At 37.5% G+C, this 12815-nt stretch carries 14 protein-coding genes; 3 read left to right on the top strand and 11 right to left on the bottom strand.

The annotated features are described in order from the left end of the window. Positions 1–112 precede the first annotated feature (112 nt). Positions 113–1522: an IS21 family transposase gene (istA, locus tag IGI96_RS14465; RefSeq protein ID WP_438785456.1), complete on the top strand. Its 1410-nt coding sequence runs from the start codon at positions 113–115 to the stop codon at positions 1520–1522. Beyond that, the gene (istB, locus tag IGI96_RS14460) at positions 1519–2247 is read left to right on the top strand and encodes an IS21-like element helper ATPase IstB (protein ID WP_195958049.1); all 729 of its coding nucleotides are present in this window, start codon (positions 1519–1521) and stop codon (positions 2245–2247) included. Before istA ends, istB begins: the two co-directional genes overlap by 4 nt. Before the next feature lie 9 nt (positions 2248–2256). On the opposite strand, the gene IGI96_RS14455 is transcribed toward istB, so the two are convergent. The 11 genes from IGI96_RS14455 to IGI96_RS14405 all read right to left on the bottom strand — a co-directional run bounded on the left by IGI96_RS14455 (position 2257) and on the right by IGI96_RS14405 (position 12382). Then, positions 2257–2562 (bottom strand): hypothetical protein, encoded by a 306-nt coding sequence (locus tag IGI96_RS14455; RefSeq protein ID WP_438785255.1) that lies wholly within the window; start codon positions 2560–2562, stop codon positions 2257–2259. A 141-nt stretch (positions 2563–2703) separates the two neighbouring features. Continuing rightward, complete coding sequence (locus IGI96_RS14450) at positions 2704–4671, bottom strand: pLS20_p028 family conjugation system transmembrane protein (protein ID WP_438785254.1); 1968 nt, start codon at positions 4669–4671, stop codon at positions 2704–2706. 43 nt (positions 4672–4714) lie between these two features. Continuing rightward, the gene (locus tag IGI96_RS14445; protein ID WP_438785253.1) at positions 4715–7285 is read right to left on the bottom strand and encodes a type IV secretory system conjugative DNA transfer family protein; all 2571 of its coding nucleotides are present in this window, start codon (positions 7283–7285) and stop codon (positions 4715–4717) included. 2 nt (positions 7286–7287) lie between these two features. Beyond that, entirely contained in the window at positions 7288–8163 is an 876-nt protein-coding gene (locus IGI96_RS14440; RefSeq protein WP_438785252.1) for a hypothetical protein, read from the bottom strand. After that, positions 8156–9760: a hypothetical protein gene (locus IGI96_RS14435; protein WP_438785251.1), complete on the bottom strand. Its 1605-nt coding sequence runs from the start codon at positions 9758–9760 to the stop codon at positions 8156–8158. Before IGI96_RS14435 ends, IGI96_RS14440 begins: the two co-directional genes overlap by 8 nt. Next, positions 9738–10817 carry a hypothetical protein gene (locus IGI96_RS14430; protein ID WP_438785250.1) on the bottom strand — a complete coding sequence of 360 codons (1080 nt, stop codon included), beginning with the start codon at positions 10815–10817 and terminating at the stop codon, positions 9738–9740. The genes IGI96_RS14435 and IGI96_RS14430 overlap by 23 nt, the downstream gene beginning before the upstream one ends. A gap of 15 nt (positions 10818–10832) precedes the next feature. Continuing rightward, positions 10833–11189 (bottom strand): hypothetical protein, encoded by a 357-nt coding sequence (locus IGI96_RS14425; protein ID WP_438785249.1) that lies wholly within the window; start codon positions 11187–11189, stop codon positions 10833–10835. Further along, positions 11146–11376 carry a hypothetical protein gene (locus tag IGI96_RS14420; RefSeq protein ID WP_438785248.1) on the bottom strand — a complete coding sequence of 77 codons (231 nt, stop codon included), beginning with the start codon at positions 11374–11376 and terminating at the stop codon, positions 11146–11148. The genes IGI96_RS14425 and IGI96_RS14420 overlap by 44 nt, the downstream gene beginning before the upstream one ends. Positions 11377–11419: 43 nt before the next feature. Continuing rightward, positions 11420–11704, bottom strand: coding sequence for an HU family DNA-binding protein (locus IGI96_RS14415; protein WP_438785247.1), 285 nt, complete (start codon positions 11702–11704; stop codon positions 11420–11422). Then, positions 11688–11918, bottom strand: a complete 231-nt coding sequence (locus IGI96_RS14410; RefSeq protein WP_438785246.1) for a hypothetical protein — start codon at positions 11916–11918, stop codon at positions 11688–11690. The genes IGI96_RS14415 and IGI96_RS14410 overlap by 17 nt, the downstream gene beginning before the upstream one ends. A 251-nt stretch (positions 11919–12169) precedes the next feature. Next, positions 12170–12382, bottom strand: coding sequence for a hypothetical protein (locus tag IGI96_RS14405; RefSeq protein WP_438785245.1), 213 nt, complete (start codon positions 12380–12382; stop codon positions 12170–12172). A gap of 116 nt (positions 12383–12498) precedes the next feature. Between IGI96_RS14405 and IGI96_RS14400 the strand changes: the two genes are divergently transcribed. Then, positions 12499–12765: a hypothetical protein gene (locus IGI96_RS14400; RefSeq protein ID WP_438785244.1), complete on the top strand. Its 267-nt coding sequence runs from the start codon at positions 12499–12501 to the stop codon at positions 12763–12765. Positions 12766–12815: the final 50 nt, after the last annotated feature.

Genomic DNA, 12815 nt, shown 5'->3' with positions numbered 1-12815 from the left:
ACACTAATGCAGCCGAAAGTACACAACTATGCAGCAGTTTGACTGCGAACTAGTTTCCTTCCATCATAAGTTTTAGTGACTTAGTGATGGAGGTACAGAAAGGTTGTTAACTTTGGATGATATTAAAACGATAAAACATTTGAGAAATAATCGTGATCAGTCAATTGATCAGATAAGAAAAGCAATGAATATCAATTGGCGAACAGCGAAAAAATACGCCGACAGTGATCAGCTATTCATTACGGATCCTACTCGAAAAAATAAATCCATGATGGATGATGGCTGGGGAGAAATTATCGGTAGTTGGCTAGAAGAAGACCTACGCTTACGTAGAAAACTCCGTAGAACTGCCAAAGCTATCTATGAACAATTGAAACCTTTGGGTTTCCCTGGCTCCTATCGAACAGTTTGCGTCTATATTTCTCAATGGAAAAAACAGCGGTACGACGAAACGAATTACAAAGCTGTCGATCGCCTTGATCATCCGATCGGAGAAGCACAGGTCGATTTTGGAACAATGGAAGTCATGCACGAAGATCACATGAAAGACATACAACTTCTTATCATGTCATTTCCCTATAGTAATGCGACGTTCGCAAGTGCCATGCCAGCTCAAAACCAAGAGTGTTTCCTGGAAGCATTAAAGCAACTATTTGATCAATGCGGCGGTGTTCCAAAAAAGATCAGAATAGATAACTTAACTCCAGCGGTGAAAAAAACAAAATCAAAATTTGAAGAAGCACAACTAACCGATGAATTCTTACGTTTCACCATTCATTATGGTTGTGATGTTCAAGTCTGTAACCCACGTAGTGGGCATGAAAAAGGACATGTCGAAAATAAAGTGGGTTATGTCCGATACAATTTCTTCTCGACTTCGCCAATCATGGACTCTTTTGAGTCCCTAAATAAGCAGCTTGAAGAACAATTGAAAACAGATCGAAAAAGGACGCATTATTCGAAACATCAATTAATCGAAGATTTGTGGAAGAAAGAAAACAAGGCGTTACATTCTCTTCCCCAAGAGGATTACCCAATTTTTAAAGAAGTAGAAGCTAAACTAAATCGTTATCACGAAATGAAATTGGATCAAACGGTTATTCATATTCCTAAAGCATATGGATATTCTCAATTGACCGTTGTTTTGACTTGGAATAAATTTAAAGTTCTTACGCCTCATGGAGACCTCTTAATGAACGAATATCGCCCCTATATGAACAAAAAACGATTGATCCCATGGAGTGATATCTTGAAACAATGGAGTAATAAATTGAATGTCGTTAGTTATTCGAGGTATTGGAAGTACTTGCCTGCACGCCTTCAAAATTATCTAGCAATTGATAATAATCACCTTAAATACAGACGGATAAAACAATTACTAAGTTTATTAGCGACCTATGATATCCAACAAATTAATGAACAATTTTACGAATTAGTTGTTCAAGAAGATGCCCCCTCTGACTTTGATGTGAATTGGTCAAACTATGATGCATTAACAAAATCAGGAGGCGTGCAAAAATGACTGGACAGACGCTAGAAGATTATTGCAAAAAGCTTCGATTAAGCCATATCATCACGAACTTACCAAGAGCTTCTTTCGAAGCTCCAGAACAATTTATTACCGATTTATTCCGTTTAGAGCTTGAGACCAGACAGCAGATCAAATTAGAACGGATGGAAAAATTAGCCAAATTTCCTGTACCAAAATCGCTAAAGAACTATGAATGGCACGAAGATATTTTTCTACCAGCCCATCTAGATAAGGCGACCCTTGTCTCTCTTGATTTTCTAAAAAGGCAAGAAAACATTGTTTGTGTTGGCTCTCCTGGTACAGGGAAAACGCATCTAGCGATCGCATTAGGGAGAAAAGCCTGTAGTGAAGGTGTTTCAACCAAATTTTTCCGAGTAAACAATCTCGTTGAACAATTAGAGAGTGCCTTAAAAAAACAACAGCTAGCCAGTTTCAAGAAGCGATTCGAAACAACAGAATTAATTATTCTTGATGAAATGGGGTACTTACCATTGACGAAAGAAGGAGCTGAACTACTCTTTCAACTGATTTCAGATTGGTATGAGCAAAAGAGCATTATTATTACCTCTAATTTAGAATTCAGTCAATGGAATCGAGTGTTTATGGATTCTCGCTTAACAGCTGCTCTCGTTGATCGGCTAATCCATCACGCTCACATTATCAGCTTTAAAGGCGAAAGTTTCAGGTTGAAAAATTCATTATCTAAATCATATTGAAGGAAAAAACTAGTTGCAGCAAAACTCTGCACTTTCGGCTGCATTTTTTTGTAAAAAGCTATTGCACAACACAAACGCTACTTCCTTTTTTATCGCAGGAACTAAATCTAATTTTTTCGTGTCTACATAATCAAAAAACATGAGCTTTTTTAAATCAGTTTCTTTTGGGTCAACCATAAAAAAATAGGAATAATCTTTATAAAACGCCTCACTTTCCTCATCCCTATACTCATCAGGCAATGGCTGGTTGCCAATTGCTTTGTATAAATGATTTGATAACTTTTCCTTATAATAGTTTCCTTGTACGATTTTCATGAAAACCCTCCTTTTTGAAACCATTATTACAAAAAAGCCCCGAGAATCGCTCTCTACGAGGCTTTAAAAACATTTTCGACTGATTTCATCATTGATTCATTCAAACGCCTGAGACCGAAAAATACGAACAATTTCATCCTTTTATTTTTCTCTCTTTTCAGCTGTACTTTTTTTACCAATTTCTTTCTTTTGATGCATCAATTCTCTTTTTGTATCGCGATACGCACGATAATTTTTTCCTAAATCAAACGCATCACGACGTTTTTCACGAAATGTTGGTTTCGGTTGATAACGACGTAGATCTTCTTTGGAATACCCGAATATTTTGTCTTTTGCAGCTTTTTTCAATGGATTTGATTTTTTATGTTCAACTAATTGTTGCCCAATTTTATTCGATTGACGTTCATCATCCAATGATCTCGAAAGATCCTCTTCCTCAGTTGGTCTTTCTCCGATACTTCCTGAAAAATCATCCACTTTATCTTGAGCGGAGGAAACCGATGAATTCGAATCCGCTAAATATTCTTGTCCATTTTCCGCTTCTGGAATATTTGATTGATTGAACATTTCCGACTGGCTCCATTCATCCGCCTTGTTTATTGGCTCCGTTTGATCAAACATATTCTCAGGCTCTGTTTGTACAGTTGGTTCCACTGGATTCTCTTCTGAAGAGATCTTGTGATTAGAATCATCCACTGATGGATTTTCTTGACCATTACTTTCTGTCCCTTTCTTCGATGCGTCTTGTTGATTCATCGACTCATTGCGTATCCCTTGCTTTTGGTCTTGCTCTTTTTCACGCACTTGTTCATTGAATCCTTTTCTTTCATTTCCTTCATGTGAACCATTAGCATCTTCTCTTTCCTGTTGATTAACCCCTTTCATTGATCGATTGGCATGTGTCGAGTCTGTATTTGCAAAAGACATTCCTAGTCCAAAAGCACCAACATCTGCCAATGCGCCACCAGCTGATTTTGCAATCGTTGTTCCTAAATGAGTCGCGCCTTTCACTAAACTAGAACTTCCTAGAGCTGTCATTAATACACCTGCTGTTCCCCGCAATCCAGCATCAATACCTGTTACACGTTGAAAACCATTCGGTCCATCAATTAATGCCCATGCTGCACCTGCCATAGCAATAATGTAAGAAAAAAAGTTAAAATTCATCGATTTAATGACCACTGTTGAAATGATATAAATTTGAAATAAAATAGGAATATAGACCAGTAAAGCAAAACTTCCAACCAATTCAGAAACGATCGCTTTCACTCTCTGTAATCCCATAAAATCCGCAAATCCACCTTTTAACAACAAGACATAATCACCATACATTTTGATAATAATAATCGCAAATTTAAAAGAGGAAATTCCTAATGCAACAATGGAGACCAACATAGTTAAATAAATATTAAAAAAACGTACGTGATTGCGATAATAAAAAGGGGAATAGAGGCTCTTTACCAATTCTTTTGCAATCCCACCTGGCTGTTGAATCTCCTCTAATTGATCATTTCCATTGGTATCTGTCACTAAGCGTTGCTTCAGTGCTTCGCCATTATCTATCTCATCTGGTTGTTCTAGTTTTTCCTTCATATCAATTTGACGTGCATGCTTATATTTGTTTTGTGTCTCACCTTTTTTTAGCTTCCAGCCTTTTTCAGCAACTAATTTCATATCTGTTGTATTCTCTAAAATAATTTGTTCTCCAGGACTTTGTTCAACCGTATGGATTTCAGTAAAGATCGCCTGTGTTGCTGTAGAAGCTGTCTGCCACAAAGAAGGCAACAAAAGGGTCATACATAAAACAAGTAATAAATTTAACGGTGCTTGCGCAGTATCTTTTGCGCGACTAAACATAAGTAAAACAAAAAAGCCGACAAGTGCCAGCGTGAATAAAAACCACTTAAGTGGTTCAATTTTATCTAACAATGCCACAAAAGAGTCATTGTCAAAAATCGTTAATAGTTTTAGCAAATCACCCATTACACCATATAATCCATCAATGAGCCATGCACCGCCTTCTGCAATCTTCATCCCAATTGGTCGTAAAAAATCCCAAAGTGGATTCCCTTGCGTCAAATAATCAGAATAAGTATCTAACAATTCCAACAGAGAAGCTTCCGATGGTTTTTGATCTCCAAACATTTATCCGTCATTCCTCCTCCATCAGTCCACGTTTTTCAAGTATTTCAATGAATTGTCCATAAATCCATTCTCTTCCCTCATTCCCTAACCACGCTTTCAATCTTTTAAATGTTTCCTTTTGATAAATTTGCTCAAATTCTTCTTGGAGACGTTCTGTTTCCTCCTGTGTTAATGAACATCGAGCAATGATTTGTTCCATATCTTTCACTGAATAATAAGATAATCGATCAAACACGAATTGCTCTTGCTGATTCACAGGAAGAAATTGATCAAACCATTCATCTAACTCTGCTATCTTTGTATGATTCGTATCTGTTTGAACACTTCCATCATCTGATTCCATCCTTTGGGGTGTTTCTTTTGTACATTTCATGTTCTTAGGAACTTCTTTCGATGATGTAAAAGAAACAATAGATTTATCACAGGCAGAATATTTTTCACTAGATAAAAGTGCCTTCCGTCGTTCTTCTTTTTCTTTAATAAGCAACGGATTCAGCAAGTACAACAACTTATTCAACTGAATGGCTGTATGAGGTGCGTTGTGATACTCTTGCTCAATTTCTTCCCACGTACTAACATATTCTTGGTAAGGGAGATACTTCCATGTTTCGATCATGCGTGTTTCCCCATGATTATAAATAGGATACATATTCTTGATCACGTTGCCAGCTAAATCATGTGTTTTGACACTTCGAATAACTACAGTTTCTCCAAACGGCAACTGCAATAATTCATCTTTTGTTAACATAGGAATTCGTTCCATCGAATCTGTAAGCAACTTCTCTGAAGCTGCTACCTTCCCCTGCCTCGAAAGGGCAAGATTTGCGCGATTTCCCAAATCCTCTACAATCATTTCTCGTGTTTTTTTGGATTTTGTTTTAATGACAATCGTATTTCCGCAATTCGATAAAATAGTATTGGCATCTGCGCCGTATTTATCCAACTGCTCATAATTTTGCAAAACAATCACATGACTCATTCCTACCTTTAAACCATCCGTCATTTTTGTTGCCAACTCAGGAATTTTCACCATGTTTCCTGCTTCCTCATAAAGATAAACCACTTTTCTAGGTAGCTTTCGATTCACTTCTTTTAGACCAGCTTTCATTAATTCTTTAAAGCTTTGATCAAAAAAACTAGCCGCAATTTCATGATTTGATTTATCCTGATCAGATACTACCACAAAAACAGCTACTGGCTTTTTCCCGTAACCTAGATTCATATAATTGATGGAGTTTTGAGCCATCAATTTTGCATTCCCAGTTCGCCGGAAAGCTTTTAAACGCGTTAACAAATGCGTCACAACATTCCCAATCGTTATTTTCGCAGGCGCAGAAGCCAAAATATCTAAATACGCCAAATGAGCCGGATGATCATCCGGTAACTCCTGAAAATAGAAATCCAAAACAGATTTATCTTTATATTTGATCCATAGACGCTTTCTATCATTTACTATCGGTGCATAAGCTTGTAATATCGGATGGTTCATGTCTGTAATACGATCGCTATTCATTTCCGCAATCATCGTTACAATCGTATAGATATTGGCCAATTCTTCGTTTTCCAACAATAAACTTTCTTCAATCAATGCCAAGCAGCCAGCGGTAAATAACGCAGACGCGGCATCTTGCCAAATAGGTTCTTTAGCATTTGGATCGTGAAAATACATATAACATAATGTCGCAAGTTCCGCCTGGGCTTGGTCTAATCCTCGATCTCGAATCACTTGTGATTGACCAAATAAATACTGCTTATAGTAATGAACCACCAATGTCAAAGGATTCATCGTATCAGAAATCGCCGTATCATTCAGATTCAATAAATACACGACATACTGCCGTTCCTCTAATAGTTTTTTCCATTTTAGATACAATTCACCCGAGGGATCATGAATGACCATCGATTGTTTTTCTTGCAAATCATTCGTTCGACTAAAACCATCAATCGCTTTTTCCACACCAAATACGCCCTTCCCAACACGTGTTTCTCCAACAATACACGTATTACTGGGTTCATTAGCAATATATTCCCGAACCCGATTATGTTTCTTATCTTCTTTGGTTCGAGGTGACGTGCCAACAACCATCCCCGATGGTCCATTATAGGTTGTCAATGCATCGGTTGCCATCGTCTTATATTGATAATCCAATTCACTTTTCCCATCTGCCCAACGAGAAGTTGCGGCCGTCAACGTATCTTCTAACGGCATAAAGCTCTTTGACATCCGATAAAGTTTAAATCCGATGATCCCCCCTAAAACAAACAATACTAGGACATATCCTCCCCATTGTGTCGGGGTTTGAGGTATTCTCAAAAAGAACCGCCACTGAAAAAGATTGTCCCATTTTCCAGATTTGGTTAATCCTTCAGGAAACACCTCGACAAAAAGTTCCGGAATAGAAAGAATAAGATTTCCAACCAGTAAAAATAGAACAAGAAGTACCCCTAAAAGGGGATAAAGCACTCGTTTTTGTCCAAGATAACGCTCAATATGTTTATACGGACGACGAGTTGGATCACGCCAAAACCGAGATCCAACAAGATCTTGATGCTGTTTTCTCCATTTCCATCGAACCATTTCTACCCTTCTCCTTTATCAATTAATGTCTTCCACCATTGTTTTTGAATAAGCCACAGCTTTTTACATAACAAAACAAAGTGACGTCTTTCCGCAAAGAAAAGGGCCACGCTCATACAAACAATTGCACCGTAAGCCAAGATTCGTTGTTCCATAAATAGACCATAGAGAGAAAAACCGCAAAAAACAACACTACAAAATATATTCAAAAAACAAGACCCTATCTTTTTTAATTCCTCTTCAGAAGAACGTCCTGAAAAACAAACCTTTAATTGAAAACAGGAATACGGAATCTGATAGACTAGTTGAGTGGATTCAAACAAACGATCTGGAAAATGAGGGGGAAAATGGCGATCTTGACGAATCACAACTTCTTTTGTCCTTGTTTTAAATCGGAGCCATTGAAGATCTTCTTTTCCTTGATACAGTTGATACGCTTCAATCAATTGTTGATCTTGACAATCATTCCATCGACGATACAAAAAACAAACCACACTAGAAGTTAAGCACGAACGTAGCAAGTCAACACTTAACTGTTGACCTAACCACAAATCGATCGCACCAATTCCCCCTATGACCAAAAAGAAACCATAAAGCTTCTTTCCCAAAAAAAGAAGCATAGAACCAATCGAATCAGTAAGGCAAAAACGATAACCACGAAAGAAAACAACACACAGATACATAACAAAGCACAACAACAAAAAAACACCTGCCGGAAATGTCACATCTGGTGATTGTACCGTAGAAAGCATATAATTTTGAGAAAGATGCGTATATCCTTTCATACTCAAAAGAAAAAGAGAACAAAGACACACAAGTGTCAAAAAAACACTCGTGTATCTTCGCCACAATAAAAAAAGATAATCAAATTTAGACATTCGAATCCTCCCCATCAGTTGGTATCAGGGGTGGTTCAACTTCAGACGTTGTTGTCTCCGTTAGACTAGTTGTTTCTGCCGATTCAGAAGGTTGTGCGGTACTTGACGCACTTTCTTCTGAAGGATTCGATGAAGTGCCTGTTTCTGTTCCATCACTGCTTTCAGACTCATTGGACGATGCACTCAAATTCACTTGAGGCAATCCTTCAAAATCAGCATACGCTGCTTCTGTTGCGACTGTTTGTTTTTCTGCTTCTTGTTCAACCATCGTGACTTGTTGGGTCATTTTCTCAGATCCATTAAGGGATTTATTTTGTTTTTCCAACTGTTTTTCTACTTCCTGATTCAACCCTGTGACTGTTTCTGTGGCTTGAACCGCTTGTTGGATTTCTGATTGTACCTCTTTTTTCACTTTTGGATTGGTTGCTGCTTGAGAAACCACTGCTTGTGCCTTAGAAACCGTTTGTGTCACATCTGATTGAAGGGATTCGTAACTTTTTACTGTTTCCGGATACGATTGAAGGGCTTGACTTGTCGCTTCTACTGTTTGTTTAAATTGAATGGTCTGATCATTTGCTTCTCGTTGAGTTTCTTTCATTTCATGGATTTTTGTTGCTAAACCTTGATACAATTCATGATATTGATCATAATGAATCGGCAGGACTTCCTCATTCTCTTCAACTAATTCCTTGATTTCTTTTGATAAACGATTGTACTCTGAAACAAGACTGGAAAGATGTTCCCAAGTTTGTATCGCACCTTCAAACTGCAGCGACGTTGTCTCTTCTAGCAATGCAAGCTGATCCAAAGAAGACTTCATTTTAGCTAATTCCGCATTTACACGTGTTACTTGGGTGGTCGCATCATTTAACGCCACACGATTTTCTGAAATCATTTCAACCAAATGATCCTCTATCCCCGCCTCTTCTTCCTTCAAATCAGGACTTGGAAGAGGCGTCGGTGTCACTGGAATCTCCGGTTGCGGCGTTTCAGGTATATAAGGAACTGGACTATTCTCTAATGGTAGATTCAAGCCTGTTTCTGCTGTTGGATCAATAGGTACATCCAATACCAAAGAAGGTTCTTCTGTACCTACTATCAATTTATCAGAAGCGCCATTTTCTTCAGCTTTTTGTGTCACTTCTCGTTTTTCTTCTTTAGAAAGTTGTTTCTCAAATGCCTGTGCTAACTGACTCAACAACGTACGTTTTTCTTTTGGCTGATTCTCTAATACATCCATCCCAAAAATTCGAGAATCTTCAGATTTCTGATCAATAATGACGCCTAAAATTTGATCCAATCCTGATGGAGTATCTGGCGCTTTTTCTGGATTGATTGATTTGTCTGCTTTCTCCTTCTTTTCTGTGCCTTTTTTCTCTTCGCTTTTTTCTGTCACTTGTTGTTCCCAAGGAGGCAAAGAGTCTTTTTCTTTTGCCTCAGAAGATGTGTTGGTTTCTTCCGCTACAGGTTGTGACTGTAGCGATTGATAGCCATAAATCCCCACACCTCCTAAAATCATCAAACTAAAAAGGCCAATCCCAATCAGGCCTCCTTTTTTTAACATATATTTGGATTCACTTGGTCCTTCTTGTGTCATCAAGATCCCCTCCTAATTGGTTTAAATTACTTGTCCATAAAGTAAAATTACGCTCTGCTTCTTTTCTCTCTTCTCTCGATAATTTCGTATTTTCTTTATCTTCTTGATATTTATGAAGCAGATTAACAATACTCTTCGCTACTTGGATATCTTCTTCTAATTCAGAATCATTTAGCTCTTTATTGATTGATTCAGCGCTAGAAATATCTTTATCCCGCAAATGTTCATACGCCATCCTCTTTTTTGCTTGTTTAATTTGATCACTTAACGTGTCATTTTTCAGCACTTGATTGATCAATTCTGCTTCTTCAATTTTTTCTTGTGCAAGATACGCATATCCTCGCATACCTTGAACGGTTGTATTTTGAGGGATTTCCTTCATTTCTGTCACTTTCTCCCATTGTTCCGTTAAAAACAAATAATAAAAATAAGCCAAAGTAGAGTGTCCCTTTTGATACAATTCAAACAACTCCTGGTCCGCTTCTTCTTTATACAATTGTTCAACCAGCGCTTCTTCTTTTTGAGGATACTGTTTGAATGCTTCTTGATAATCTTTTTGTTCAATCAATGTATCATAAGAAGGAAGGGCCGGAGAAAGTCGATCTGTTCGAGAAAAAAGAAAATAAGCACCTACGAGACACACGATCAAAAGTAGTCCAACCCCTAATTTCCAACGTTTCTTCCCATGCATAAAAGAAGAAAACAAAGACAACTCCCGCTTTTTTGATGGTGAGAACGTTGATTTTATCGGCAAAGACTCATGGGAAAGCGCCTGAAACTCTTGATCCAATAAATCCAATAAATGTTTACCGTTTTTCTTTTTGACGGATCCTTTTTCGATCATCTCACAGATTCTCAGTTCAATGGATTCATGGACCGTCAATCCTTGAACTTTTTGGAATTTTCCTTGATATAATTGCTTTTTCCCATGAATCAATGTAAACATCACAAAATCACCTGGTCGAAGATCTTCAGAAAGTTCTTCAAATTCGACATAAGTGTAACGTTGACGAGTCACACGAATCGCATTGGTTGTTTCAATTTTCACTTCAATCAACGTTCTCACCATCCATTAATTCATCTTTTGGAACCACTCCACTAGTTGCATGGTAAAAGAAATACCAACAATTCCAACTCCTGCACGAATAATCCACATTTTTGCCTTTTGACTAATTTCGACAATAGGAAGCATGTTTCCAAGCCATCCAGCTGCAATAATTGCAGCTCCTACCATTCCAGAAATATTTTTTATTGTTGTAAAAATGGACTTACCTGCATTATTAACTGAGCTTTCAATATCCGCAAAGGCAATCATCGGTTCAGTCAAAGTAAAAAAAAGGGTTATTGCTAGAAACAACAAACCTATTTTCATACAACGAGTCGTTTTATTCGCTAAATTTTTGGTCTGTAATTGTGTTTGGCTGTGCATAAACGGTTCCTCCCTGTCTTTCTTTTTTTCCTGCTTGTATTTGTAAACTAGTTAAAATCAATTCTTGATTGTTTAAAATGATTGCTTGATGAAATTCATCTAACGCAAGATCATAGCTTTTTCCTTGAGCCTTTAAGATAGCGATCGCAATCTCTTTCGTTTTTCGTTGTTCTGAAGTTAATCCCATGCGTATTCACCTCACTCGCTTCTCTCACTATTTCCTTAGGTCTTCAAACACTTGCCTTATTCAATACCTCATTACTCAGTTCAGATCCTGGCACAAATTCAATGTATCTCACTGACCATCTCTCCTGTTTCCCCGTTTCCGGATTAGGTACATTTACTTCTTCATTAATAATTAAAAATTTCCCAAAACGATTAAATTTGATTGCTTCTCCGTTTTGTAGATGTTCAATCATTTTATCCAATAGTAGACTAAACAATTGGTTAATCGTTCGAGCATCCATTTCAATATCTAAAGCAATTTCTTTTGCTAGATCACGCTTTCCTATCATTCAAATCCCTTCCTTTTTTCTGACGCTTGTGCTTTGCGACTTCATGCCAATATTTTCTAGAAAACTCACGATTTTGTAATTTTCTCCTTTCCGCTAAAACTTCTCGATTTCGCATTCGACTTTTTGAATAAATTTGGCGCAATTCTAAAAATGTAATATCATATCCGCTTCGCTGCAATTCTTCTACAAAAAATTTATCAAGTGTCATTAACAAGAACTTCCCCTCCTTCTTCTAAAAATTCGCATTTTACCAAAAAACGACCTCGTGAATCGCTTTCTCCGAGGTTTTAAAAACATTTTCGACTAATTCTTCATCGATCGACTAAAATGTCTCAAATCGCAAAATACAGCGCATTTCCACTCATCTCGTTGTTCTAAATACATAAAACATACCCCGCTACAAGGAAAAAAAGAAGGACAAAGATCGTCAACGACGTTTCTAGAATATCCCATCGTCGTTCCTTCTTATTCCTTGATTCGTTGTTGGTTACACACTCGCTGTTTTTCTGGTACGGAAATGAAATAGCACTTGTAATAAATAATTTTGTGATCCGTACCAAAATGCGTTTCACAAAAATAGCCCGCTTCTTCGATGGCTTGAATCACTGAAGGAGCAATTGGTTCATACTCCCATGACAACGTGAGTGACTCTGACCACTCATGTTCTTCTTGATACATTCGAATGCCTTCAAGTAATTCCTCTACCATATAACAATCACAACAAGAAAATATTCCGATTCACCTCCACAAACTTTTTTTCTTTGTTATAATTTGCATAAAAAAGGAGGGGTAACATGCAGATTTCATTGACACAAGATGAACTGAATCAGATTGTAAAAAAAGCGATTGAGCGAAACAATGGTGCTGAACATGATGCTATGCGTGATGCTTTAGTGGAATGCTTGATTTCATTGTTTCCAGACAAAGAGTTTACGCTAGACGAAGCAGCTACCGTTGAAAAAATCGTTGATTTACTCATTCAATTTTCCGTCACTTCTGCTGCAAGAGCTTCAGTTGAATTATTGGATGTACTAGGTCAAAAAGCATTAGCCGCACAATAAGCAAGGAGATTCTTTTCCTTGCTTATTTTTATTGGAAAACAGGCAGCACA

Source organism: Enterococcus sp. DIV0421 (genome assembly GCF_051713745.1).
Taxonomy (GTDB): Bacteria; Bacillota; Bacilli; order Lactobacillales; family Enterococcaceae; genus Enterococcus_D; species Enterococcus_D casseliflavus.
The sequence above is the reverse complement of the archived record's forward strand: the minus strand, read 5'-3'. Positions and strand labels throughout refer to the sequence as shown.

Coding starts and splice junctions, on each gene's coding strand:
- IGI96_RS14455 (WP_438785255.1), bottom strand. CDS start 2,562: ATGAAAATCGTACAAGGAAACTATTATAAGGAAAAGTTATCAAATCAT.
- IGI96_RS14400 (WP_438785244.1), top strand. CDS start 12,499: ATGCAGATTTCATTGACACAAGATGAACTGAATCAGATTGTAAAAAAA.
- IGI96_RS14445 (WP_438785253.1), bottom strand. CDS start 7,285: ATGGTTCGATGGAAATGGAGAAAACAGCATCAAGATCTTGTTGGATCT.
- IGI96_RS14415 (WP_438785247.1), bottom strand. CDS start 11,704: ATGATAGGAAAGCGTGATCTAGCAAAAGAAATTGCTTTAGATATTGAA.
- istB (WP_195958049.1), top strand. CDS start 1,519: ATGACTGGACAGACGCTAGAAGATTATTGCAAAAAGCTTCGATTAAGC.
- IGI96_RS14425 (WP_438785249.1), bottom strand. CDS start 11,189: ATGCACAGCCAAACACAATTACAGACCAAAAATTTAGCGAATAAAACG.
- IGI96_RS14420 (WP_438785248.1), bottom strand. CDS start 11,376: ATGGGATTAACTTCAGAACAACGAAAAACGAAAGAGATTGCGATCGCT.
- IGI96_RS14435 (WP_438785251.1), bottom strand. CDS start 9,760: ATGACACAAGAAGGACCAAGTGAATCCAAATATATGTTAAAAAAAGGA.
- IGI96_RS14440 (WP_438785252.1), bottom strand. CDS start 8,163: ATGTCTAAATTTGATTATCTTTTTTTATTGTGGCGAAGATACACGAGT.
- IGI96_RS14405 (WP_438785245.1), bottom strand. CDS start 12,382: ATGTATCAAGAAGAACATGAGTGGTCAGAGTCACTCACGTTGTCATGG.